The sequence below is a fragment of the Streptomyces sp. NPDC033229 genome (genome assembly GCF_055576875.1).
Map to the genome: position 1 here is coordinate 1 of NZ_JBVIQR010000064.1, position 22918 is coordinate 22918.

Consider the following 22918-nt stretch of genomic DNA (forward strand, 5'->3'; position numbering starts at 1 on the left):
ATGTGCCAGTACCGCCCGATTGATCGTGATCGCCACAGCCGGATCATGCCACCAGCCAGGCACGACACTCACCCCGCTATCACGCACCAGCTCGTAAGAGGAAACTACCCCGCCTCGCGGGGAGCGCTGAACGCGCCCCTTTCTCGGCCCGGGCAGCTCGGCAGCTCGCACAGGGTGGCCGCCGTGATGCCGTGATGGAGGGCTCGCACGGCTCTGTGAGGGGAGTAGCGAGGTGCCCGTCACTCCTTGCCGGCAGTGCCCCGGGGGTTACCCCTACCTGGACCGGGTGGGTGGCGGGATCGTCCCGGGCGGTCGCGTTCGGAGACGCTGGGCCCGGCATAACCGCTGGTTTCCCCTCGTTTCCGTAGGAGTTGGCTCGTGCGTGAGCAGGCATGGCAAAGGTTTCGTTCTTCCGGGCCGCAGTGGAGTGGTCGGCGCAGAGCCGTGTCGGGCGCGGCTGCGGTGGCCGTGGGCGTCATGACGATGGGTGCCCTGGCACCGCCCACGGCACTGGCCGCCGCCAGGCCGGACCCCGTCCAGCAGGGCCTGAACGCGCTGGTGAGCACCGATGGCCTCCCCGCCGCGCTGGCGAGCGTCAAGGACCGGGACGGCCACACCCGTACCTACACCGCAGGGGTCGGCGACCTGGCCACCGGCTCGAAGGTGCCCAGCGACGGTCAGGTGCGGATCGGCAGCAACACCAAGACGTTCACCGCCGTCCTCGTGCTGCAACTGGTCGGCGAAGGGAAGATCCGCCTCGACGCCCCGGTCGACAGCTATCTGCCGGGCCTCGTAGGCGGGAAGAGGATCGACGGACGCATCACCGTCCGTCATCTCCTGCAACACACCAGCGGACTTCCCAATTACGTTGCGTATCTCGGCGAGGACGTCCGGCACTACGACCCCCGCGAGCTCCTCGACGTCGCTCTCCAGCACAAGGCCAAGTTCGACCCCGGGAGGGGATGGGAATACAGCAACACCAACTACGTGCTGGCCGGTCTGATCATCGAGAAGATCACCGGCCGTCCCCTCGCCGAGGAGTTCGACCAGCGCATCATCAAACGCATCGGGCTGCGCCATACCTACTTTCCCGCCCCCGGTGACGTGACGATCCGGGAGCCCCATCCCAAGGGCTACTACCAGGACGCAGCAGGTGCGCCTCTGCGCGACGCCACGGAAATGGACCCCTCCTGGGGCTGGGCGGCAGGTCAGATGATCTCCACCAACTCCGACCTCAACCGGTTCTTCACCGCACTCCTGTCCGGCCGCCTCCTCAACCCGGCACAACTCGCACAGATGCGCACCACCGTCCCCGCTGGAGCCCCTTTCGCCCCCGGTGCCCGCTACGGACTGGGACTCGTGAGCACGCCGCTGTCGTGCGGTGGTATCTACTGGGGCCACGGCGGGAGCACAACAGGATACGAGACCCGGGGCGGCGTCAGGGGTGACTTCCGCGCAGGCAACGTCCGCGCCGCCAACGTCGCGGTGACCATCCAGCCGACCGACAAGACGACCATGAAGCGTGTTGAGAGAGTCGTGGACACGGCTCTGTGCCGGGGCCGCTGAACCGCGCCTGTCAGGGACCGGCACCGGCACCCGGGCCCGAAGCGGACGCTCTCCACCGTCGTGTAGCAGCGGGCGGCTGGTCACGCTCCGATGTCCGCCCATGCTGAGTGAGCCCCACCCCTGACCGGCCCCGGGCTGTCCGTCCTTCAGGCGCCGTTGAAGGACGACCGGGCGCTGTCGAGGGTGGCTTCCATGCGGACTACCTGGCCCTTGGTGAACATGAACATGGCTCGGTCGTCGGTGTAGTCCATGTAGTTGACGAACATGTCGCCGTCCGGGCCGTTGCTGCACGAAACCTGCGGGAAGGTCGGCGCTTGGAAGTTGGGGCCGCCGCAGTTCGGGGTGTCCGCGACGAGGTCGCTGCCATTGCAGCCGCCGTCGTCGTCGCCCCAGATGTGGAACAGGTTCAGCCAGTGCCCCACCTCGTGGGTCGCCGTGCGCCCGCCGTTGAAGGGAGCGGAGGCCGTGCCGGTCGTGCCGAAGAACCGGTGGCCGATGACCACTCCGTCCGTCTCGGCGGGTCCGCCCGGGAACTGGGCATAGCCGAGTATCTCGTTGGGGTCACCGGGGTCGAAGATGCGCGGACAGACCCACAGGTTGAGGTAGCGGTCGGCGGGCCAGGCGTCGTGACCGCCGCTCGACGTGTGCTTGACGGCGTCCGTCCGTATGTTGAATTTCGCCGCCTGGGTCTGTGTGCGAGTGATGCCGTCGGTGGGCTGTCCCTGCGGATCCTTCGTGGCGAGACGGAACTCGATACGGCTGTCGGCCACGAGCGGTTTCCAGACCGGCGGGACCTGGTCGACGTCCGGATTGAGAGCCCGGAAGTCCTGGTTCAGCACGTCGATCTGGCTGTCGACCTGGTCACTGCCGATGTTCTGTTCGGCCGTGTTGAACACCACGTGCACGACGACCGGGATGCGGGTCACGCCGACGCGTGCTGTGGACTCGTCGCCGGTCTCATAGGCGAAAGCTTTGTTCTCGATCTGGACACGGGCCTCGGCGTACGCCGGGTTCTCGGCCATCATCAGATGGTGCACCGGCATGGTGCCGCAGCCTCGGCGGGCAGGAGCAGTGGTCTCATCATTCTCGGGCATATCACACCTCCAGGTTCGGCCGCGGGTCGCGGCTGAGGCCGGGCGAGGCACTACCGTTTTCCGGTAAATGAGCCATGGTGATACGTGATACGAATGAATTAAGCCACTAAAAGGCTAGCATTTATTGCAAATCGAGGCAAAAGGTGCCCCCGGAGGGAAGGTCAGGACGATGAGTGAGCTGCCTGCCGAACTGTTCCAGCGGTGGACGCACTCCTACGAGGAGGACACCGAGGGTGTGACCGTCTACCGCCCGATCGACTACTCCTTCCCACCCGCTCGTGGCCGCAGGGGCATGGAGATCATCGCGGACGGCACCTTCATCGACCACGCCATCGGCGGTGCCGACGTACCCGATACCCTTCCCGGCCGCTGGTCGACGGCGGACGGAAGGTCACTCGTCGTCAGCTTTCCCGGGTCGGACCGCCCCGACCGCCGGCTCCAGATCCTGCAATGCGACGGCAAAGTGCTGAAGGTGCGTCTTTCCTGAGGCGGCCTCGTGATCGAGGTCCGGTCTGACCAAGCCGTTTTCGATATCGCTCCCGCTACCGGTTCAGGTGCGCGCGGGCAAGGGCTGTGAGGACGCTGCTGGTCTTGGAAGTCTGAGGCGAAAGAGACTGGAGGCCCAGGTCCAGGAGAGCCTGTTCCAGCAGGTGCTGTGCGCCGGAGGCTTCCGCGGGACGCGCCCGGAGCGACAGCTCCAGAAAACGCAGGTCTGGGCCGACGCTCCAGAATTCCGCGGTGAGCGGGTGGATCAGGTCGCGCCGGGAGGGCTTCCACTTGATGGCTTGAACCGGGCCGAGTGGCACGAGATTCTCCAAATCGTCATGGGTGACCCCGGCGCTCGACAACAGCTCCTCTTGCTCCCGGGTCAGCCGGGGCTGACCCGAGCCCCCGTCTCCGCCATCGGCGGTGGGCCGGTCGAAGTCGCCTTCCACCTTCAATGAGGCTGCCCAGACACGGTTGCGGCCGCTCCAGTCCTCCTCGACCTTGAACTCCCAGTCCTTGCCGTCACGATTCGCCCGCCAGTCGGCAGGCAGTGCGTCCGGGACGCACGGTCGCAGCTTCACGGTCAGGTCATCCGCATCGCCCTTCGCGGCCTTCCGCAGCCGGACAATGACTCCGGCCTCGGACAGGGAAAGACGGATGTCTTCGCCGTCCGCCCATGGTTTTTCCCAGAAGTAAATCGTGAGGCCCTTGCCGTCGTCGGCATCCAGCCCGAGCAGTCGGCACGCGGATTCGGCTGTCTCGTCGGACACGGAGGTCTTGACTTCGACATCGGCGTTCTTCAGCGCATCCGCCATATTCCCTTTATCGCATGGGGGTACCCGGCGCGCATCCTTACAACGGTGAGGCCGTTGTCGTAAGAGCCCGTCCGGATGATGGGCTGGAATTGCTCAACATGGTGCCGACGTCGCGACTGCCCCAGGAGCTCCTCTCGACTCGACCGAGCCGGCCTCGGCCGAAAGCCCGTTCAAGCCGGGTGGTTCGGCCGCTGGTGAACGACGCCCATCCGGCATGACGTTCCGCATATCCTCCGTGCATGGTTGATCATCGTTCGGTCGAGGTAGGAGCGGTCCGGCTGGCTTATCAGGTCTCCGGTCCGTCGGATGCTCCGCCGCTCGTCCTGTTGCACGCACTGGGCGAGAGCGCCGCCGACTGGGACGCGGTGGCGCCTGTTCTCGCCTGTCACCGAAGGGTGTTTGCCCTCGATCTTCGCGGTCATGGCCGAAGCGATTGGCCGGGGGACTACTCGCTCGCACTGATGCGGGCCGATGTGATCCGTTTCCTGGATGTGCTGGGACTTGACCAAGTCGACTTGATCGGCCACTCCATGGGTGGGGTCGTGGCCTATCTGCTGGCAGAAGACCATCCGCAGCGGGTGAGGCGGCTCGTCCTGGAGGACGTTCCGGTCCCGCGCCCCCGTGAGCGGACCACCCCGACCAGGCCGGACGGCGACCTGGCCTTCGACTGGGCGATGGTGACGGCCATCAGAAGGCAGATCGACGTGCCCGACCCCAGGTGGCTGGAGCGGCTCAGCGGCATCACCGCCGAGACACTCGTGATAGCCGGCGGCCCGAGCAGCCATGTTCCCCAGGACGGCATCGCCGAGCTGGCCCGCCGTGTCTCCGGCGGCCGAGTGGTCACTGTTCCGGTCGGACACCTGGTCCACCGCGCGGCGCCCGAGGCCTTCACGGAGGCGGTGTTGGCCTTTCTACTGGTGGAGGAGGGAGCCCACCCTGATCACCGGCACACGTGAGCACGCGACCACAGGCCCATTCCAGATGCGCGGCGAGGCCGGTCCCGGGGAACCCCGGTAGAGGGCAGCCTCGGGCAACTGCGAAACCAGATGTCTCATCGGGAAGTTCCCGTCAGGACCGTCCCTTCACCTGTGACCGGCTTGTTGCCGGAATCGTGGCTTCCGTCATGGGCCGCCATGGTCCAGCCCTGATCGACTCGGTGAATTCGTAGCGCCTCCCTCACCCCTCCTGTCGTCCTCGCCGGCCGATTAGGGGAGCGACGGCTTGACGCAGAGGTAGAGGTCCGACTCCCCGAACAGGAAGTCGTCGGCCGTCCACCGCGGACTTTTGCCCAATGGGCCGCCGCCCACGCTGATGCCTTCCGCCCCTGACGCGCGGGGGATGCCACATGCCTTCACCACGCGGCGTCGTCCCGGCAGCCCGGCAGACGGGCTGCCGGAAGGCTGTGGGCATCGCGAGCCACTCTTGCTCGGATAGCGCGGACCTGCCCGGCTTGCTGCATTCTTCGGACGATGGACCCGTCAACTCGGGTCAGGTCGCTTCGTTTCGCGTCGCGGCGACCGCAACTGTGGCATAGGGCATCGTGAAGTTGCCGCCCATCCCGTCGATGGCAGCCCCGACGCGGTCCAGCACTTCCGCAAGCTTGTCCGGGGGGAGCCGGGTGAAGGCACCTTGGGTAGGCATCTGCTCCAGCCACTCAGCGCGGGTGTAGGACCGTTCCCAGTCGAATCGCCACTGCTCCGGATCGCTGAACCCGCCCGCCTGCCGTATCCCGTCGGCGGCCCGGGTGAACTGCGTCCGGTACATGTCCAAGGCCGGTGTCGTCATCGCCGCCCGGTTGAACGGCGCGTCCGGTATCACCTGTGCGCAGGCGGCGGCGACGGCTTTCGCCACGTTGGGCGGGAGCTGGGGCACGTGCCAGAACGGTGCCAGCAGGCCACCGGGCCGTAGTATCCGGCCGGCCTTGGTGGCGCCCGCGACCGGGTCGACCCAGTGCCAGGCCGTCCCGGCGACAGCCGCGTCGAATTTCCGCCCCGCAGGCTCCCAGGCTTCAAAGGTCGCCACCTCGGCCTCGACCCCGGTCCGCCGCGCCAGTTCGGCCATCCGCGCATCGGGCTCGACCCCGAGCACCCAGCAGCCGGCTGCCTGGAACTGCCGGGCGGCGATGCCGGTTCCGCAGCCGACGTCGAGGACGTCGGGCCCGGGCATGCGGGCGACGATCCGCGCCACCAGGGCGTGCGGGTAGTGGGGTCGGGTCCGGTCGTAGCGTTCGGCGTCCGTGCCGAACGACTCGGCTGTCTCTCGGTGCCGATGGGGCTCGGGCTCGGATGGGCGTGCTTCTTCGGGCGGTAAAGTGGGCATGCGCCCACTGTGGTGGGCGTGTGCCCACTCTTCAACGGTGTACCCCTGCCAAGGAATGAGGCGATGACGATGCCGACAGGAACAGCACTTCGCGACGTGCACCGGCAACTGTTCGACGCCGCCGAACGCGTTCTGCTCCGGGACGGATCGAGCGCGCTGACCAGCCGGGCGGTCACAACGGAGGCCGGCTGTGCCAAGGGGGTCTTGCACCGGCACTTCGCCGACTTCGACGCCTTCCTCGCCGACCTCGTCCTGGACCGCATCGCCCGGATCGAGAACCAAGCCGCCGCCCTGCGCAATTCCGCCGGGACCGGAACCGTCGCCGACAACCTCACCGGCGCGCTGACGGAACTCTTCGAGCCGGTCGCTGTGGCGATCGTCGCTCTCGTCACCTCCCGGGACGGCCTGCGCGCCCGGCTGCGCCAGTCCGGGGTGGCCGGTATCCCGATCATGACGGAAGCCACGGCCATGACCGTCTCCTACCTCGTGGCCGAGCGCGAACTGGGCCGCATCGCGCCGGACTCCGACATCAATACGCTCGCTCCCACCCTGGTCGGAGCTGGACACCTGCTGTTCGCCGACCGGAATGGCACCCCGCCGGAGGCCGAAGCGGTCCGCAAGGTCGTGACCACGGTCATCCGCCCCTGATGACTGGCGCGCACGCGTATTCAACCGGACGGTCCGGCGCGAAACCCGGGGTCTTCCGGGGCGCCGCCGCCCGTCTGCAGGAGAGCCCGAGGTCGGCTGACGGAGCACCACCGGCCATTCGCGCGCTCTAGCCGGTCGGCGTACGACGCGCAAGGATGCGCTCTGGCCCCGGGATCGCCCGGAGCCGCCGTCGAGGGCCGGAGGTTACCGATCGTGCATCGAAGACTGTTACGAGGCGTGCTGCGCAGTGTGATCGCGATGCTGTTCACCTGCGCCGGAAGTGTGTTGATATCTCCCGCCGCAGACGCGGCGGTCGTGTGCGCGGGCGACAGCAACGCTCGGGGCCTCGCCTCCCGGCCCGCCCAGGGGAGCCTGGTGTCGGTGACACGGGTTGACGGCCGGGTTGAGCAGTTCCAGCAGTTCTACGACGACTCCTCGATGAGCGGTCTGCCTTTTGTCTGGCACCGGGCGCAGGACATGGTCGGCGGCCCCTACGGCGACTGGGAGCGGATCAGCGCCGTCCCCGCCGGGCCGAAGCTCTATCAGGTGACTGCGGCCGAGAACGGCATCGGCGGGCTGGAGGCGTTCATCCCCTCGTACGGCCGCTTCTGCCACACCGTGCTGCCCGTGCCCGGCGGCAGGTGGGGTCCGGCGGAGGACTTCGGCCTGCAGCCGGCTCCGTATCACGGTGGCATCGTGCTGTTCAAGGAGCGCGCCGGGCTCCTGCACGCCTTCGCCTCCAGCGGCAGCCCCTACTCGTCGATGGACGTACGCAGCCAGTACAGCTCGTCCGATGGCCACTGGGCCGATGTGCGGTGGCTGGGGAAAGTCCCCGAGGCGGATGTGGGGCTGAGCGCGCCGACATCGGTCACCCAGCTCCCCGACGGGCGCCTGCACATCGTCGCCCGCGAGTGGAACCGCGATCGCTACTGGCAGACCACCGAGCGAGATCGCTTCCTGTCCTGGGAGCCGTGGCAGATGTGCGCGGACGCCTCGTGCTCTGGAAGGCGTTGACGTAGCAAATGTTGCGGAGACCGTCGACGGGCTTCTCCTCGCGGTCGCGGGAGACGGCTCGGACATTGCCGGGATGCGGGTACGCGCCACCGAGTTGGTAGCCGAAGGCTGCGTTCGCGGTCGGCGCCCGCACATCCGTCGGGTCGCCGGCGCCGGGGCCTTTCGTGGTGCCGGTGTGGGCGGGCTTCCGGGGGCTGCCGCCCTGTTGTGATCCGGCGGTGGAGCGGGCCGAGGCAAGGGCCACGGTCAGACCACGACGGTGAGAGCGACGCGGGACGGGAGAGGGGTTACGCAGGCAGCGACGGTCGGACCGTTGGTGGTATCTGCGCGTAGCCCTGGTGGCCGACCCACCTGGGTCGGCGGATCGAACTACCCCGCGAAGGCGGGGCAGCCGGGGCGCGCTGGGCCGATGCTCGGCATCCGGGCCCCTGAGCAGGGGGAAGTTCACTGATGGGCGGGTGCGGGGGACAGGAGTGCGGGCCAGTCCTGATCGGCGGCCCAGTCGGTGAAGCTGTTCCAGCCGATGTCGGGATGGTCGCGCCGCAGGCGGGCGACGTTCACATCGAGGCCGACGGTGGTGAAGTAGTCGAACATGGCCGCCAGGTCGGCTGATCGGCTCCGGACGTAGTGCAGGGGCACCTCTTGGTGGGTGATCGGCCGGCCGATGGCCGCCGCGAGGATCTCCGTCATCTGGCCAGGGGTGCGCTCGTCGGAGGCGATGTCGATGCGGCGGCCGGCGAACTCGTCGCGGCGCTGGAGGGCCAGAGCGGCGAACGCGCCGATGTCGGCGCCGGAGATGAGGGCGAGCGGCCGGTCGGCAGGCATGGGCCAGGCGAAGGTGCCCTCGCGTAGCCCGTCGAGGATCCAGCCGTCGGCGTAATTGTCCATGAATGCCGCCGGCGCTATGACTGTCCAAGGCACGCCTGCGGTGCGCAGGTGCTGCTCGACCAGGTACTTGCTCTCATAGTGCGGGACGCCGGTGCCGCGGTCGGCGTGGGCGACGGAGGTGAGCACGATGTGCCCGAGCCGGGCGGTTGCGGCGGCGTCGATGAGGGCCTTGCCCTGACGGACCTCGGCGGTGATGTCCGTGCCGAATGGCGTGGTGACCGCGAACAGGGAGTCGGCCCCGGACAGGGCGGCGTCGAGGGAAGCACGGTCGTCGAAGTCGGCGTGGAGTACCTCGGCTCCAAGGGCTCGCAGGGTGTCGGCGGCAGACGAGTCAGGGTGGCGGGTGAGCGCGCGGACCCGGTGGCCGACGTCCAGTAGGGCGCGGGCGGTGGCTCCGCCCTGGGTTCCAGTGGCGCCGGTGACGGCGATGGTGGGCATGGTTCCTCCAAGAGGTAGAATCGCTGCGTGACGCATTAACTGCGCCACGCAGGAGACTAGCACCGCATTAGCTGCGCCGCGCAGCATTTTGGGAAGGTGATCCGGATGACAGACGCTCGCCGGGCCCGGCTCCACGAGGAGCTGTCGATCGAATCCCGCCGATACCTGGCGGCCTACGTGCTGTTCAATCAGGCCCTCGCCGATCATCTGGGAATGCACCCGACCGATGTGCAGGCGCTGAGTCTGCTGACAGCCGCACCCGGGCCGCTCACGGTCAAGCGGATCGCCGACATGACGGGCCTGACCACGGGCTCCGCCACACGGCTGGTGGACCGGCTCGAACGAGGGGGCTACGTGGTCCGCGCCCCCGATCAGCAGGACCGACGCCGCGTGCTGGTCACCCCGGTGGCTGATCGCGTCGCCCGTGTCACCGCCGTGTGGGACGACCTGGGCCAGGCCTGGCAGACGCTCCTCGACGGCCACACCGAGGATGAGCTCGAAGTGATCACCCGTCACATGCGACGGGCGCACGACCTCAGCCACGAACAGATGCGGCACCTGCGCTCCCAGCCAAAACCAGACTGAGTACGCACCGGCCGGGGCGGCTTCGGCCACACGGGGCTGGTAGACATCCCACCGGCCGGCCCAGCCCCGATGGGATGTCGGCGGTGCGAGCCCTCAGCGGGACCCGGGTGCGTTACGTCTGTGCGGCCTTCGCCTCGACGTTGCGGATCATGCGCTGCAGCACGGACAGCGCGATCACGTACTCCTCGTCCGGGATGCCCTCGTGAATCTCGGCCCGCAGTCCGTCGACGAGCTTCTTGATGCGGGCCTTTGCCTCCCGCCCGGTGTCCGTGAGGCGGAGGCGCTCGTTGGCGTCGGCGGTGAGCCAGCCGCGGGCGAGGAGGCCGTCGGCGGCGCGGCCGATCATTTCCTCGCCGTTGTCGACGAAGCCGCCCAGTCGGACACGGAGCTCGTCGCGGGTGAGACCGTCGTCGGCGCCGCTGACGTGGTTGATCACCCACCAGTGCGGCTGGGTGATGTCCAGTCGCGCCATCGCGCTCTGGATGTGCTGGAGGACCGCCTTGCTGGCCACCGTGGACCAGTACCCGATGGGTTGCGTGGCCACGGGCGTGCTGTCGGGGTTCGCGGGGGCGGTCGTCGCTGTCGTCGTCATGGTCGGGACGCTAGGAGCTCAACCGTGCTTGAGGTCAACGGCTCCGGCATGCAGGTGACGCACACCACTGAGGGGGTGTCGGTTCTGGTACGGGCACGCCGCGGCGGTGCCGGGGCCTTGCCCGCCGGTACGGCAACGCCCGGCCCCCGGCCAACTGCTCGGCTCCCGCGTTGCGGAGGTACTCGGGACGAGCCGCCGCACCCGGCACCGGGCGCGGCGGCGGGATTGTCGAGAGTCTGCGGTCCTGCAAGGGTGGTTTCTCCAGTCACCGCACCTCGCCCACGTCAACGCCCCGGGGTCGGTCAGGAGACGCGCTTCAGCTGCCATGCGTTGGGGTTGAGGCTGGGGGTCGCCGAGTAGCGGCAGCTGCTGCTGTAGTACGAGCTGGTCTGGATCCAGCCCGCAGGCTGGTAAGTGGAGGCGCAGGCCTGGACCACGGTGCCGACGGGCAGCCCGGTGAGCTGCTTTATCTGCTTGATGTTCGGGCTGAAGTTCTGCGTGCCGCAGCTGCTGCTGTAGCCCCAGCTGACGTCGACGTAGCCGGTCGGGGTGAGAACGCTCGCGCAGGAGGTCGTGACGTCACCGGGAGCCGCATGGGCGGGCGCGGTGGTCAGGGCGAGCATCGCTGCGGCGCCGGCGAGGGCCATACCGGCGGTGCGAAAGCGAGTCATGGGTGATGGCTCCTTTTGGTCACGGACGGCCGGTCAGGCCGAGAAGCCATTCCTACGGGGTGGCGATCAGTTTCTGATAGCGACTTTCAAGCCTAAAGATCCGGCCGTTGCGGAGCGGTTGCCTCGACATCCATCGGCTGCGCGGCGAACTGCTGCTGCGGCGTTCGTACCGCGAGCGCCACACCACGACGACATCCGGGCGCCAGTGGGGCAGCGGATATGCGAACTGCCGACGGATGGTGGCCCGTCGGTCTTCGAGCAGCCCGGTGGAGGCGAGCGCGAACAGGCCGAGGCGATGGGCTGCGAACAGTGAGCCGCTCTCCTGTGCGGTCGGCATCGCAGTGGCACGAATCCTGCGGTGATGGGCAGAAGTGCCACTCGTGGACGGCCAGGCCGGCCCGGAAGGATGAGGGGCATGACAGACGCACCGCTCGGCCGCAGCGCCGTGTACACGATTCTGACCACCGGTTACGTCGGCTCCACCGGTCCCGGCGTCGCCGCCACCGTCTCCTACATCGCTGACGCCGGCCGCCATGTGATCTTCGACCCGGGCATGGTGGCGAGCCGGGACGACATCCTGGCCCCGCTCGCGGGGCTCGGGCTCGGCCCCGACGACATCACCGACGTGGTACTCAGCCACCACCACCCCGACAACACCATGAACGTCGGCCTCTTCGGCCGGGCCCGCATCCACGACCACAAGGTCGAGTACCACGGCGACCAGTGGACCAACCGGGACGCCGAAGGCTACGAACTCACCCCCTCACTACGCCTGATCCGCACCCCCGGACACAGCCCCGAGGACATCACCCTGCTCGCCGGCACCGACACCGGCACCGTCGCGTTCGCCGGCGACCTCTGGTGGCACGCGGACGGACCCGCCGACGACCCCGTGGCCCCCGACCGCGAGACACTACGCGCCTCCCGGACCCGCGTACTGGCCACCGCCGACCTGATCGTGCCCGGCCACGGCAGCCCCTTCAACCCCGACCACAACACACCACGATAACTACCCCGCCCACGGTGTGAGCTGCGGAATTTCGTCCATGAGAGCGCGCTCCTGCGACCTCGGAGTGCCTCCTGACGGCCTGTCACCCGGATATTCCGTACTGGTTCTGTTAGCTTGCGATCCATCACCGCCCAGCGTGCATCGCCACCCCTCCCTGTACCGGCGGGCTTGAAACCGACCGCATTCCACCCTTCGCCGAGGGTGGCGAGAGGTAGCGCCTGTCCTCCCCCTCCTCAACCGCGGAGGCGTGCAAATGCGGCACTCGCTCCCAGTCCCCTCACCGGTTCGCAGTCGAACGAAGCCGTCCGTTCCGCTGCTGCAGGACGCGGACTCTCCCGCCGTACCGGGAGTCGCCGACAGGCTTTTCATCCATTACGACCGCACCGCCACCTTCGGCCTCATCCTCGATATCGACGGAACGGCACCGAGCATCGACGCCCTGAGGGAGCAGCTCCGCCACCGCACCGGGCCCCTCGCGGCGCTGCATCTGTTGCCGCACCGTGCTTCCTCGGGCTGGCGACGCGTCGGCCGGCCTCTGGATCTGACCGTGCACGTCGTGGAAGGACCCGACGATCGTTCCGGACGCGCACGCGACGAGTTGACCAACGAGCTGATCCGCAAAGACCTGCCCCGTCCACCCCACCCGCCCTGGGACATGTGGCTGCTCGCGAACCACGAACACCACTCCTACCGCATCTGCTTCCGCATGGACCACGCCCTGTGCGACGGCGTCGGCGCTGCCTATTACCTCGGGGCTCTCCTGGCCGACCAGGAACTCCCTGCTCCGCACCTGCACCGGCCTGCTCGGCCCACCCTGGCAGCTGCCTCCCACTTCGCCCGTAACTACCTCCGCCGCCCGCCGCGCGGCCGGGCGTGGCCCGACCTGTCCGCCGACTATCAGGGTGACGCCCGGATCGCGTACGTGGACGTACCGGATGACCGCCTGCTTGCCCTGGCCCGTGCATGGGGAGCGACAGTCAACGACGTGTACCTCACGGCCCTGGCCCTTGCCCTGCCCGTCTGGCACAGCCGGGAGTTCACCCAGTCCCCATTCCTCGGCCTGACGGCAGCAGTTCCCTTGTCGGTCCGGACACCCGGGAACGAAGGGGCGCCCGGCAATCACGTGGTCTCCATGGACCTCGCCCTGCCCCGCTCGCATTCCGATCCTCGGCACTGCCTTGAGGCCGTCCTGAAGCAAACCCGCCGAGCTGCCCGAACCGGGTACCGCGACACGGCCCACCTCGTGATCGAGCGCCTGCTCTCCCCATGGCTCACTCGCCCGAACCCACGCCCCCGTCACGCGCTGACTGCCACTCACCTCAAGCTTCCGACGCCCTGGACCGTTTTCGGCTCCTCCCTTACTGCAGCCGGCCTGTTCTGCATCCCGGCCGGGAAGATGCCCTGCTACGTATCACTGACCAGGACGGCTGCCATTGCCAGGCTCGGCGTGGTCCACGACCGACGCACCCCCGGAGCGACCAGGCTGCCCGAGCTGTGGAGGAATGCGCTGAGCGAACTGGAAAGCCAAAGACCATCGCCAGGCGTCTGCCCTCCTTCTCCGGCGTCGCCCTGACCCTGGCGGGGACCGCAGACCGCCCCGCCGGGATCCTCCGGATGGCGTCGAGCCCCCTCCGGAGAGCAGCCACCGGGTCGGCCTTCACGTCATCACCGGCGCCCTGAGCACCCTGCTCGTCGTCCTCCCGCCCCGGCCAGGCTCCGTTCGGGAGGTGCCTCCAGGCACTGCGGCTTGTTGGAGCCAGAACGGGCACGGTCGACCGGTGAGGGGCCAACAAGATCAGAACGCACCCGGACACCTTGCCCACCGTGACCGCCAACGGCAAGACTCGCAGCTTGACTTGGCCACGGATGTGCCTGCGAGGTGGCGGACGCGAGCCAGATCAGTTCAGCGACGGCGGGGCCCAGGCGTGGTGACGCAGGATCATATGTATGGCGACCCGGGACGGTGTCAGTCGCATCGCTGTGTTCCGCAGGGTGACGGCCAGCGGGTGGGACAGTTGCTGACCCATTTTCCCGGCCTGCCGGGCGGCCACTGCGACGGCCTGGCTCCGTGGCCGGCGCTCGGCGTCGTAGCGGGCGAGCGCGGCCTCGACGGTGGACTCGGCATCGAGGGCGGCGCCCAGAGTGACCGCGTCCTCCAGGGCCTGGCAGGCGCCCTGTCCCAGGTTGGGGGTCATCGCATGGGCCGCGTCGCCGAGCAGCGCGATCCGACCGACCACGTATGAAGGGAGAGGCGTGCGGAGTTCGTTCACGTCGTGATGCAACACCGCCTCGGGCCGGGTCGCGTCGAGCAGCGCGGGGATCGGGGCGTGCCAGGTGTGGAATCGTCGGCGCAGTTCGGTCAGCGGGTCGGCGAACCGCGTACCGGCGGGGAGGCTGAGGACGGCGTGCCACTCGGCCCTCCCGTCCAGGAGAGCGATGTGTCCGAACTCCGCGCCCCGGCCCCAGGTCAGCTCGAAGTCGGTGCGCAGATCGACCGCGTGCTCGGTGATCGCCCGCAACACCGTCGAGCCGCTGTGGACCGGGCCGGGGTGCTCTGGGAAGAGTTGGCCGCGGACTGTGCTGCCGATACCGTCGGCCGCCACTACCAGATCGGCCTCCAGGACTGTGGTGCCGTAGCCGACGTGAACCGTCTCCGGGCCGACCTGCTCGACCGTTGCCGCCTCGGAGCCGATCGCCAGTGCCCCGGCGGGCAATGCCGCGCGTAGCAGTCGGTGCAAGGTGGAACGGGGGATGCCCATGATCGGCGTGCCCACCGCCTTCTCCAGTGCCGAGCCGTCCATCCGGGCCAGCCAGCCACCCCGGGGCGTCCGGGTGCCGCCGCTGTACTGGCCTCGCGACGCGTCCCGAACCGCCCCGCCGACCCCGAGTTCGTCCAATGCCCGCAGGCCGTTGGCAGCCAATGAAATGCCTGCCCCCGCGTCCTCAAGCAGGGACGAACGCTCAAGGACCGTCACGTCCCAGCCAATGCGGTGCAGGCCGATTGCGGCGGCCAGCCCGCCGATTCCCCCTCCGACTACCACTGCCGTGTTGCCCATGGCGGAGCCTCCTTCTTCTACATTTGTAGAAACCGACTCTATCCCGAGTCTCTACGGGTGTAGAAAGGAGTCATGGCTTCGGATCGGCGCACCCTTCTTGCAGATGCAGCTCTCGACGTCCTCGCCGAGGAAGGGATGCGCGGCCTGACTCACCGTGCGGTCGACCGCAGAGCAGCCATGCCGCCCGGCACCACCTCGGCCTACTTCCGCACCCGCGCCGCTCTACTGACCGGACTCGTCGTCCGCCTGGTCCAACTCGACCAGGCGGAACTTCACACGACGGCCGACGAGCTTCCGCCCCTGCGTACCGTCGAGGAACTGGTGGACGGCATGGTGACGCTCACCCGACAGCGACTCACCGGCGAGGGCCGCCGGCGCTCGCTCGCCCGCCACGCGTGCGCCGTCGAAAGCGTGCGCGACAAAGAGTTGCGCGAGATCCTCGTGCCCCGGGAGAACGCCGGGCGCGAGGCCGTCCGGCTGTTCCTCGTCAAGCACGGCGTAACCGACGTCGAGAACCGCACTCACACTCTGCTGACCTGCATCGACGGACTGATCTTCGACCGACTGGTAAACGGTGGCGAAGTACCGCGCGAAGCCCTCGAAGGACTGGTCGCCGCTGCGCTGCGTTAGGCCCCAGGCGTCCACGGTCCCGCTCGAAGCAGCTGGCAGCCATAGCTGTCTGTGCCGCCTACGAACCTCATTCTGAAACGTTCAGAAAGTAGGGTGGGCGCGACAGCATCGTGCACCGGAACAAGGAGCAGACGTGAGCGAGCCGGCGTCCATCGCCCTGCAGCAGGAGATAGCCCGGGAACTCCAGGTCGCCGAGACCTTCGAGGCAGAGCGGGAGGTCGAGCGCCGGGTGGCCTTCCTCACCGAGCGGCTGACCTCCACCGGTCTGCGCTCCCTCGTGCTCGGCATCAGCGGCGGCGTCGACTCCACCACCACCGGCCGGCTGTGCCAGCTCGCTGTCGAGCGGGCCCGGGCCGCCGGGCACGAGGCGCGGTTCTACGCGATGCGGCTGCCTTACGGGGTCCAGGCCGACGAGCACGACGCCCAGCTCGCGCTCTCCTTCATCCGGGCCGACCACGTGCTGACCGTGGACATCAAGCCCGCGAGCGACGCCGCGCTCGAGGCCTCGCTGGCCGCCGGAGTGAGCTTCCGCGACGCCCACCACCAGGACTTCGTACACGGCAACATCAAGGCCCGCCAGCGCATGATCGCCCAGTACGCGGTGGCCGGCGCGCACGACGGCCTGGTCGTCGGCACGGACCACGCAGCCGAGGCGGTCTCCGGCTTCTTCACCAAGTTCGGCGACGGTGCCGCCGACCTGGTCCCGCTGACCGGACTGACCAAGCGCCGGGTGCGCGCCGTCGCGGACGCGCTGGGCGCGCCCGCCGAGCTGGTGTGGAAGACCCCGACGGCCGACCTGGAGACGCTCGACCCGGGCAAGACCGACGAGGACGCGCTCGGGGTCACCTACGACGACATCGACGACTTCCTGGAGGGCAAGCCGGTGGGCGAGCGGGCCTTCGAAACAATCGTCCGCCGCTACCGCCTCACCGACCACAAGCGTCAGCTGCCCGTCGCCCCCTGAGGCGGGTCCGGTAGGTGTTACGGGAGTTTCGCCGGACGAGTCGACGGTTGCCGCCGCGACTCGGCCGCTACTGAGCGGGCTGCCTGGCCGGAGTGGCCAGGCAGCACAGCCCGCTCAGTAGCGTGCAGAGAAACGATCGCTTTGTCGGGCATCACCTCGCGCGCGGCGACTGCGGGACGCGATGGCAAGCCGGCCCCCGCATGCAGGGAAGACGGTGTCGAGGAGAACCGAGGACCCGGGGGAGCGGCCTCAGGAAGGGCCGCCGGACAGGGCGAAGCCGCGGTACCCGTCCCGGGCAGCTGCGTCGCATTCCGCCCGGTACCGGTCCGCACCGCCCGTGTAGGCCAAGAACACTCGCGGTTTGCCCGGCACGTTCGCCCCCGTGTACCAGGAGGCGACATCCGGGTAGAGGGTCCGGGAGGCCAGGTCGGCGACGTGGGCGCACCAGTCCTCCTCGGCGCGCGGTGTGGCGTCGATCTCGGTGATGCCGTTCCGCCGCAGGTGGGCGATGCAGTCGGTGATCCACTCCACATGCTGCTCGATGGACACCACCGCGTTGCTGAGGACCGACGGGCTGAGGGGTCCGATGATCGTGAAGAGGTTCGGGAAACCGGCCGAGAGCAGGCCCAGATGGTTCCGAGGGCCGGCGGCCCACTTCTCCCTGAGGGTGATGCCACCCTTGCCGACGATGTCCACGGCGACCTGGGATCCGGTCAGGGCGTCGAAGCCGGTGGCGAAGACGATGACGTCGACGGCGTGTTCCCGGTCCGAGGTCCTGACACCCCTCCGTGTGATCTCCACGATCGGGGTCCTGGTGAGGTCCACGACCCTCACGTGCGGTTTGTTGTAGGTGGCGTAGTAGTCGGTGTCCAGGCAGGGTCGCTTGGTACCGAAAGGGAAGGTGCGCGGCGAGAGCGTCTCGGCCGTCTCCGGGTCGGTGACGATCGCCCGGATCTTGGACCTGATGAACTCGGCGACCGTCTCGTTGGCAGCCCGGTCGGCGAGGATGTCGGTGTACGTGCGCAGCAGACCGCTGAGCAGGCCCGAGCCCCAGCCCGCCTCATACGTGGCCGTGCGCTCCGCCTCGTCCACCTCCAGGGCCGACCGGCTCGGCAGCTCGAAGACGGTGCCTCCCCGTGACTGCCGCTGGGCGGCGCGGAACTCCGGATAACGGGCTTTGAACGCGGCGGTCTCCTCGGCGGTCAGCGGCCGGTTCAGGGCCGGCACCGCGTAGACCGGCGTGCGCTGGAAGACCGTGAGTCCGATGGCCTGCTCGGCGAGGAGCGGGATGGCCTGAACGCCGGAGCACCCGGTGCCGATCACGGCGACCCGTCTGCCGGTGAGGTCGGCGCCCTCATGTGGCCAGTCGGCGGTGTGCAGGGTCTGGCCGGCGAAGGCACCGACCCCGGCTATGTCGGGTTCTTTGACAGCCGACATGCAGCCCGTGGCCAGCACGACAAACCGCGTGGTGACCGTCTCGCCGGTATCAGTGGTGACCTGCCAGGTGTGACTGGTCCCGTCATACACCGCCCGGGTCACCCGGGTGCGTAGGACGACGTCCTTGCGCAGGTCGAAGCGGTCGGCGACGTGATGGAGGTAGCGCAGGAGCTCCGGCTGTGTCGCATACCGCTCGCTCCACTCCCACTCCTGGTCGAGTTCGGGTGAGAAGGAGTAGGAGTAGGCCGTGCTCTCGACGTCGCAGCGGGCTCCGGGGTACCGGTTCCGGTACCAGGTTCCGCCGATGTCGTCGCATGCTTCGAAGACGCGGGTACGCAGGCCCAGTTCGCGCAGTCGATGCAGCTGGTAGAGGCCGGAGAAACCGGCCCCGACGACGACGGCGTCGAGCTGCGGGGTGACGTGCGCGGACGGGGAAGGGGGCCGGGGGGCCGTGTGCATACCGTTCTCCTGACCTGACAGGTGTCTCATGCCGGGTGGTACGGGCGGACGCGCGCCGGTGCGGATGGCTTCCGGCGCGGTGCGCGACGCCGCGAACCCGTCCGGCGACGCCCGCCGGTGCGGGTGACCGGCCCCTTCGCGCGCTTCCCACAGGGGGACATCCTGGTTCACGCCCTGGCCTCCTGGGAAGACCCGGGGCACGGCCCTGCCGCGCTGCCCGCGAGGGCCCGGTCAGGCGCCGATGTAGGCCGCGAGGTGCTCGCCAGTAAGGGTGGAGCGGGCGGCGACGAGGTCGGCGGGTGTGCCCTCGAAGACGATCCGGCCGCCTTCGTGGCCGGCGCCGGGGCCGAGGTCGATGATCCAGTCGGCGTGTGCCATGACCGCCTGGTGGTGCTCGATGACGACGACCGATTTGCCGGAGTCCACGAGCCGGTCGAGAAGGCCGAGCAACTGCTCGACGTCGGCGAGGTGGAGACCGGTGGTCGGTTCGTCGAGGATGTACAGGCCGCCCTTCTCGGCCATGTGAGTGGCCAACTTGAGCCGCTGCCGCTCGCCACCGGACAGCGTGGTGAGTGGCTGGCCGAGACTGAGGTAGCCGAGCCCGACGTCGGAGAGCCGGTCGAGGATGCGGTGCGCGGCCGGTGTGCGCGCCTCGCCGGATCCGAAGAACTCCTCGGCCTCGCTCACCGACATCGCCAGCACTTCGCTGATGTCGCGGCCGCCGAGGTGGTACTCAAGAACCGCTGCCTGGTAGCGCTTCCCCTCGCACTCCTCGCAGGGGGTGGCGACACCGGCCATCATCGCGAGATCGGTGTAGATGACGCCGACGCCGTTGCAGTTGGGGCAGGCACCCTCGGAATTGGCGCTGAACAGGGCCGGTTTCACGCCGTTGGCCTTCGCGAACGCCTTACGGATCGGGTCGAGCAGTCCGGTGTACGTCGCCGGGTTGCTCCGCCGTGAACCGCGGATCGCCCCCTGGTCGACCGACACCACACCCGCGCCCGCGGGAATCGACCCGTGCACGAGCGAGCTCTTGCCGGAACCGGCGACGCCGGTGACGACGCACAGCACCCCGAGCGGGACGTCGACATCGACGTTCCGCAGGTTGTGGGAGGTGGCACCGCGGATCTCCAGCGTGCCGGTGGACTTGCGCACCGTCTCCTTCAGCGCGGCCCGGTCGTCGAAATGGCGGCCGGTGATGGTGCCGCCGGTCCGCAGCCCCTCGACGGTGCCCTCGAAGCAGACGGCGCCGCCCGCCGTACCCGCGCCGGGGCCGAGATCGACGACGTGGTCGGCGATCGCGATCGTCTCCGGTTTGTGCTCCACGACCAGCACCGTGTTGCCCTTGTCCCGCAGCCTCAGCAGCAGGCCGTTCATCCGCTGGATGTCGTGGGGGTGGAGGCCGACAGTCGGCTCGTCGAAGACGTAGGTGACATCGGTGAGCGAGGATCCGAGGTGGCGGATCATCTTGACGCGCTGCGCCTCACCGCCCGACAGCGTGCCCGACGGCCTCTCCAACGAGAGATATCCGAGGCCGATCTCCACGAACGAATCGAGAGTCTGCCCCAGCGCGGCGAGCAGCGGCGCCACCGACGGCTCCTTGAGATCGCGGACCCATTCGGCCAGGTCGCGGATCTCCATCGCGCAGGCGTCGGCGATGCTCAACTTCTTGATCTTCGACGACCGGGCCCCCTCGCTGAGCCGGGTGCCGTCGCACTCGGGGCAGACGGTGAACGTCATCGCCCGCTCCACGAAGGCGCGAATGTGCGGCTGCAGCGCGTCGATGTCCTTGGACAGGAACGACTTCTGGATCTTCGGGATCAGCCCCTCGTAGGTCAGGTTGACTCCGTCGACCTTGATCTTGGTCGGCTCCTTGTGGAGGAGGTCGTGCAGCTCCTTCTTGGTGTATTTCCGGATCGGCTTGTCCGGGTCGAAGAAGCCGCAGCCGCGGAAGATGCGGCCGTACCAGCCGTCCATGCTGTAGCCGGGGATCGTGAGCGCGTCCTCGTTGAGCGACTTGCTGTCGTCGTAGAGCTGGGTGAGGTCGATGTCGGAGACCGTGCCCCGCCCTTCGCAGCGCGTACACATACCACCGGTGCGGTTGAAGGTCGCCTTCACCGCCTTCCTCGCACCGCGCTCGACGGTGATCGCACCGCTCGCATGCACTGAGGCGGTGTTGAAGGAGTACGCGCCGGGGGGGCCGATGTGCGGCTTGCCGAGCCGGCTGAAGAGGATGCGCAGCATCGCGTTGGCGTCGGTGGCGGTGCCGACCGTGGAGCGGGGGTCGCCGCCCATCCGCTGCTGGTCGACGATGATCGCGGTCGTCAGCCCGTCGAGTACGTCGACCTCGGGGCGCGCCAGTGTCGGCATGAAGCCCTGCACGAAGGCGCTGTACGTCTCGTTGATCAGCCGCTGCGACTCCGCGGCGATCGTGTCGAAGACCAGCGAGCTCTTGCCCGAGCCGGAGACGCCGGTGAACACCGTCAGCCGGCGCTTCGGGATCTCGATGCTGACGTCCTTGAGGTTGTTCACGCGCGCGCCGTGCACACGGATCAGATCGTGGCTGTCGGCAGCGTGCGGCGCGGACGACTGTGCGTGCGTCCTCTTGACCGGGCTCATCATCTCTCCATCTGTGAGGCGGGGCCGGCCTCGCGGTCTCCGTCGGCGACGCCTGGCTCGATCTAACCAGTTTCGAACGATCCGTCTGTCGTCCTTCGTCGACGGGGTCGCGGCAACCTCTGCTGCCTACCTGAATCGGCGGTGTCGGTCGGGGGGCGCGACGTCCGTCCGGGCTGACGCCGACCGGGGTCGCGTCCGGCGCAAGAACCAAGTCAGGCATGCCGCTTCGGGGCCCGTGGCATCTCTGCGCCCCGGCCGCGCGGCCTGCCTGGCCGAGGCGTCGGACCGACACCTGGTACAAGGTGCTGTCAGGGGACGGCGCGGATGAGAACGAGGGACCCGTTCAAACGCGGTTGCTGCCGGAGGGCTCCGTAGCGTTCGTCCCAGAGTCCGCGCCACGCGGCACATCTCCCTCAGTCCTGCCTGCAGGTCGCTCCACCGGTGCCCGCTGAACGTCGTCATCGCGGCGTCGACAGTCGGCGCAAGGTGCGCGGGCTGCTGAGCCCGTATGGACCGGGACGGCTCAGCCCGTGTCACCTGTAGGGTCGTCGACTCGTACGAACCGGCGCCCGCACCGGCGTTGACTACGGTCCGCGCTTCCCCGAGCGCCTGAGCGATGGCGGTCGCGATACGCGGATCAGGCTGCCGGTAGGCGCTGTAACTCGCGCCGATCGTGCCGTAGTCCGCGTCGCCTGCGCTGCCGTCCGACACTGGTCCCCTCTGACCACGTGCGGCCTGGCGCCAAGCCACCCGGCGGCTCCAGTTCCGGGTGCCGTTGTCCGGGGTGAGCGCATGGAGTGTGCGCTGAGTGCTGGTCCCGACTTGAGTGCACGAGTCGGCTCCGGTGCCCGCAGGAGGCCCCCCGGGATCCTCCTGGCGACGTGCGCGAGCGAGTATCCCTCCTTTCCCGGCCATCAGCCGGGAAAGGAGAGACGTGGCGGCCTTTGGATTGCTCGGCCCACCATGCCGACCGATTGTCGACCGCGCTGCTCAGCGGAGCGGGACATGACCGGCGAGAAGGGGCCCCGTTCGCGGAACGGTCACGGTGACCGAAAGTCGAACGGAAGCGCTACGGATTGAAGATCACGCTGGAGAACGTCAGGCTCCGCGCCGCGTGCTGCCCCGGTCCCAGCCGCGTCGCTGCGCCCTTGCACTTCTTGCCCGAGTACACGACAAGCGCCTTCTTCGTCTCGTTGTGAGGAGCCCGGGCCTCCTGTCCCATGTCGAGGCACTTGCGGTCCGGGGGGTTCTGGACCGAGTAGACCTTTCCCTTGGGCCCCTCCCAGATGAAATGACCCCCTGCGGCAATCGCCGAGGTGGTGGCCAGTGAAGCGGAGAGCACAAGCCCCCCGAAGGTGACGACTCCGATGCGGAACAGGCGCATTGCGGCTCCTTGAGGCGACGAGAAAATGGCTGTCGATACGGACAACGACGCTCCCCGCCGAACGAAACTCAGCCGGGCGGTATGCGCTGCCCAGTCGCATCGGGCCGCCTCATGCCCAGGATCAGAAACAGGCTCCAAGCTGCGAACCGTGTGGTCGGGTAGCCGGAGACCATTGCTGATCCCCGGCCCCCTCAGAACCGGACGTGCGACTTTCACCGCATCCGGCTCAAGCAAGCCACGCGGG

21 protein-coding genes are annotated in these 22918 nt (G+C 68.6%); 10 read left to right on the forward strand and 11 right to left on the reverse strand.

Features of this window, described 5'->3' with window-relative positions; translation table 11 throughout:
• Nucleotides 1–477: 477 nt before the first annotated feature.
• Nucleotides 478–1566: a serine hydrolase domain-containing protein gene (locus ACZ53N_RS32695; RefSeq protein ID WP_469144426.1), complete on the forward strand. Its 1089-nt coding sequence runs from the start codon at nucleotides 478–480 to the stop codon at nucleotides 1564–1566.
• 146 nt (nucleotides 1567–1712) lie between these two features.
• On the opposite strand, the gene ACZ53N_RS32700 is transcribed toward ACZ53N_RS32695, so the two are convergent.
• Nucleotides 1713–2660: a zinc metalloprotease gene (locus tag ACZ53N_RS32700; RefSeq protein ID WP_469144427.1), complete on the reverse strand. Its 948-nt coding sequence runs from the start codon at nucleotides 2658–2660 to the stop codon at nucleotides 1713–1715.
• A 169-nt stretch (nucleotides 2661–2829) separates the two neighbouring features.
• On the opposite strand from ACZ53N_RS32700, the gene ACZ53N_RS32705 reads away from it, so the two are divergent.
• Nucleotides 2830–3147 (forward strand): hypothetical protein, encoded by a 318-nt coding sequence (locus ACZ53N_RS32705; RefSeq protein WP_469144428.1) that lies wholly within the window; start codon nucleotides 2830–2832, stop codon nucleotides 3145–3147.
• Nucleotides 3148–3202: 55 nt separating this feature from the next.
• On the opposite strand, the gene ACZ53N_RS32710 is transcribed toward ACZ53N_RS32705, so the two are convergent.
• Entirely contained in the window at nucleotides 3203–3961 is a 759-nt protein-coding gene (locus tag ACZ53N_RS32710) for a hypothetical protein (protein ID WP_469144429.1), read from the reverse strand.
• Nucleotides 3962–4200: 239 nt separating this feature from the next.
• On the opposite strand from ACZ53N_RS32710, the gene ACZ53N_RS32715 reads away from it, so the two are divergent.
• Nucleotides 4201–4917 (forward strand): alpha/beta fold hydrolase, encoded by a 717-nt coding sequence (locus tag ACZ53N_RS32715; RefSeq protein ID WP_469144430.1) that lies wholly within the window; start codon nucleotides 4201–4203, stop codon nucleotides 4915–4917.
• 532 nt (nucleotides 4918–5449) lie between these two features.
• On the opposite strand, the gene ACZ53N_RS32720 is transcribed toward ACZ53N_RS32715, so the two are convergent.
• Complete coding sequence (locus ACZ53N_RS32720) at nucleotides 5450–6280, reverse strand: class I SAM-dependent DNA methyltransferase (protein ID WP_469144431.1); 831 nt, start codon at nucleotides 6278–6280, stop codon at nucleotides 5450–5452.
• Nucleotides 6281–6349: 69 nt separating this feature from the next.
• Between ACZ53N_RS32720 and ACZ53N_RS32725 the strand changes: the two genes are divergently transcribed.
• Both ACZ53N_RS32725 and ACZ53N_RS32730 read left to right on the forward strand, forming a co-directional pair.
• Entirely contained in the window at nucleotides 6350–6928 is a 579-nt protein-coding gene (locus tag ACZ53N_RS32725; protein WP_469144446.1) for a TetR/AcrR family transcriptional regulator, read from the forward strand.
• Between the two features lie 213 nt (nucleotides 6929–7141).
• Nucleotides 7142–7942, forward strand: coding sequence for a PLL family lectin (locus ACZ53N_RS32730; protein WP_469144432.1), 801 nt, complete (start codon nucleotides 7142–7144; stop codon nucleotides 7940–7942).
• 444 nt (nucleotides 7943–8386) lie between these two features.
• Here the strand turns inward: ACZ53N_RS32730 and ACZ53N_RS32735 are convergent, their stop codons facing one another.
• Entirely contained in the window at nucleotides 8387–9268 is an 882-nt protein-coding gene (locus tag ACZ53N_RS32735) for an NmrA/HSCARG family protein (RefSeq protein ID WP_469144433.1), read from the reverse strand.
• A 105-nt stretch (nucleotides 9269–9373) separates the two neighbouring features.
• On the opposite strand from ACZ53N_RS32735, the gene ACZ53N_RS32740 reads away from it, so the two are divergent.
• On the forward strand, nucleotides 9374–9853 hold the full coding sequence (locus tag ACZ53N_RS32740) for a MarR family winged helix-turn-helix transcriptional regulator (RefSeq protein WP_469144434.1): 480 nt from the start codon (nucleotides 9374–9376) through the stop codon (nucleotides 9851–9853).
• Between the two features lie 112 nt (nucleotides 9854–9965).
• Here the strand turns inward: ACZ53N_RS32740 and ACZ53N_RS32745 are convergent, their stop codons facing one another.
• The 3 genes from ACZ53N_RS32745 to ACZ53N_RS32755 form a co-directional block, all read right to left on the reverse strand.
• A complete protein-coding gene (locus ACZ53N_RS32745) occupies nucleotides 9966–10445 on the reverse strand; it encodes a MarR family winged helix-turn-helix transcriptional regulator (RefSeq protein WP_469144435.1) in 480 nt (159 codons plus the stop codon).
• A 302-nt stretch (nucleotides 10446–10747) separates the two neighbouring features.
• The gene (locus ACZ53N_RS32750) at nucleotides 10748–11116 is read right to left on the reverse strand and encodes a hypothetical protein (protein WP_469144436.1); all 369 of its coding nucleotides are present in this window, start codon (nucleotides 11114–11116) and stop codon (nucleotides 10748–10750) included.
• 52 nt (nucleotides 11117–11168) lie between these two features.
• Nucleotides 11169–11453, reverse strand: coding sequence for a hypothetical protein (locus ACZ53N_RS32755; protein ID WP_469144437.1), 285 nt, complete (start codon nucleotides 11451–11453; stop codon nucleotides 11169–11171).
• Between the two features lie 78 nt (nucleotides 11454–11531).
• Between ACZ53N_RS32755 and ACZ53N_RS32760 the strand changes: the two genes are divergently transcribed.
• Both ACZ53N_RS32760 and ACZ53N_RS32765 read left to right on the forward strand, forming a co-directional pair.
• Entirely contained in the window at nucleotides 11532–12125 is a 594-nt protein-coding gene (locus ACZ53N_RS32760) for an MBL fold metallo-hydrolase (RefSeq protein ID WP_469144438.1), read from the forward strand.
• A 253-nt stretch (nucleotides 12126–12378) separates the two neighbouring features.
• On the forward strand, nucleotides 12379–13698 hold the full coding sequence (locus ACZ53N_RS32765; RefSeq protein WP_469144439.1) for a wax ester/triacylglycerol synthase domain-containing protein: 1320 nt from the start codon (nucleotides 12379–12381) through the stop codon (nucleotides 13696–13698).
• Between the two features lie 325 nt (nucleotides 13699–14023).
• Here ACZ53N_RS32765 and ACZ53N_RS32770 read toward each other — a convergent pair whose 3' ends face one another.
• Nucleotides 14024–15181: an FAD-dependent monooxygenase gene (locus tag ACZ53N_RS32770; RefSeq protein WP_469144440.1), complete on the reverse strand. Its 1158-nt coding sequence runs from the start codon at nucleotides 15179–15181 to the stop codon at nucleotides 14024–14026.
• 72 nt (nucleotides 15182–15253) lie between these two features.
• Here ACZ53N_RS32770 and ACZ53N_RS32775 point away from each other — a divergent pair, with 72 nt between their 5' ends.
• Nucleotides 15254–15811: a TetR/AcrR family transcriptional regulator gene (locus tag ACZ53N_RS32775; RefSeq protein ID WP_469144441.1), complete on the forward strand. Its 558-nt coding sequence runs from the start codon at nucleotides 15254–15256 to the stop codon at nucleotides 15809–15811.
• A 133-nt stretch (nucleotides 15812–15944) separates the two neighbouring features.
• Nucleotides 15945–16775, forward strand: a complete 831-nt coding sequence (nadE, locus tag ACZ53N_RS32780) for an ammonia-dependent NAD(+) synthetase (protein ID WP_469144442.1) — start codon at nucleotides 15945–15947, stop codon at nucleotides 16773–16775.
• 249 nt (nucleotides 16776–17024) lie between these two features.
• Here the strand turns inward: nadE and ACZ53N_RS32785 are convergent, their stop codons facing one another.
• From ACZ53N_RS32785 to ACZ53N_RS32795, 3 genes are all read right to left on the reverse strand, one after another.
• The gene (locus ACZ53N_RS32785; RefSeq protein WP_469144443.1) at nucleotides 17025–18671 is read right to left on the reverse strand and encodes a flavin-containing monooxygenase; all 1647 of its coding nucleotides are present in this window, start codon (nucleotides 18669–18671) and stop codon (nucleotides 17025–17027) included.
• 231 nt (nucleotides 18672–18902) lie between these two features.
• A complete protein-coding gene (locus tag ACZ53N_RS32790) occupies nucleotides 18903–21290 on the reverse strand; it encodes an ATP-binding cassette domain-containing protein (RefSeq protein ID WP_469144444.1) in 2388 nt (795 codons plus the stop codon).
• Nucleotides 21291–22359: 1069 nt separating this feature from the next.
• A complete protein-coding gene (locus ACZ53N_RS32795) occupies nucleotides 22360–22674 on the reverse strand; it encodes a hypothetical protein (RefSeq protein ID WP_469144445.1) in 315 nt (104 codons plus the stop codon).
• Between the last annotated feature and the right edge of the window lie 244 nt (nucleotides 22675–22918).

Bases quoted from the DNA above. Each gene is read 5' to 3' on its own strand.
- ACZ53N_RS32735 (WP_469144433.1), bottom strand. From the start codon at position 9,268: ATGCCCACCATCGCCGTCACCGGCGCCACTGGAACCCAGGGCGGAGCC.
- ACZ53N_RS32770 (WP_469144440.1), bottom strand. From the start codon at position 15,181: ATGGGCAACACGGCAGTGGTAGTCGGAGGGGGAATCGGCGGGCTGGCC.
- ACZ53N_RS32720 (WP_469144431.1), bottom strand. From the start codon at position 6,280: ATGCCCACTTTACCGCCCGAAGAAGCACGCCCATCCGAGCCCGAGCCC.
- ACZ53N_RS32775 (WP_469144441.1), top strand. From the start codon at position 15,254: ATGGCTTCGGATCGGCGCACCCTTCTTGCAGATGCAGCTCTCGACGTC.
- ACZ53N_RS32705 (WP_469144428.1), top strand. From the start codon at position 2,830: ATGAGTGAGCTGCCTGCCGAACTGTTCCAGCGGTGGACGCACTCCTAC.
- ACZ53N_RS32725 (WP_469144446.1), top strand. From the start codon at position 6,350: ATGCCGACAGGAACAGCACTTCGCGACGTGCACCGGCAACTGTTCGAC.
- ACZ53N_RS32790 (WP_469144444.1), bottom strand. From the start codon at position 21,290: ATGAGCCCGGTCAAGAGGACGCACGCACAGTCGTCCGCGCCGCACGCT.
- ACZ53N_RS32715 (WP_469144430.1), top strand. From the start codon at position 4,201: ATGGTTGATCATCGTTCGGTCGAGGTAGGAGCGGTCCGGCTGGCTTAT.
- ACZ53N_RS32785 (WP_469144443.1), bottom strand. From the start codon at position 18,671: ATGCACACGGCCCCCCGGCCCCCTTCCCCGTCCGCGCACGTCACCCCG.
- ACZ53N_RS32710 (WP_469144429.1), bottom strand. From the start codon at position 3,961: ATGGCGGATGCGCTGAAGAACGCCGATGTCGAAGTCAAGACCTCCGTG.
- ACZ53N_RS32740 (WP_469144434.1), top strand. From the start codon at position 9,374: ATGACAGACGCTCGCCGGGCCCGGCTCCACGAGGAGCTGTCGATCGAA.
- ACZ53N_RS32755 (WP_469144437.1), bottom strand. From the start codon at position 11,453: ATGCCGACCGCACAGGAGAGCGGCTCACTGTTCGCAGCCCATCGCCTC.
- ACZ53N_RS32695 (WP_469144426.1), top strand. From the start codon at position 478: ATGACGATGGGTGCCCTGGCACCGCCCACGGCACTGGCCGCCGCCAGG.
- ACZ53N_RS32745 (WP_469144435.1), bottom strand. From the start codon at position 10,445: ATGACGACGACAGCGACGACCGCCCCCGCGAACCCCGACAGCACGCCC.
- ACZ53N_RS32750 (WP_469144436.1), bottom strand. From the start codon at position 11,116: ATGACTCGCTTTCGCACCGCCGGTATGGCCCTCGCCGGCGCCGCAGCG.
- ACZ53N_RS32700 (WP_469144427.1), bottom strand. From the start codon at position 2,660: ATGCCCGAGAATGATGAGACCACTGCTCCTGCCCGCCGAGGCTGCGGC.
- ACZ53N_RS32765 (WP_469144439.1), top strand. From the start codon at position 12,379: ATGCGGCACTCGCTCCCAGTCCCCTCACCGGTTCGCAGTCGAACGAAG.
- ACZ53N_RS32760 (WP_469144438.1), top strand. From the start codon at position 11,532: ATGACAGACGCACCGCTCGGCCGCAGCGCCGTGTACACGATTCTGACC.
- ACZ53N_RS32795 (WP_469144445.1), bottom strand. From the start codon at position 22,674: ATGCGCCTGTTCCGCATCGGAGTCGTCACCTTCGGGGGGCTTGTGCTC.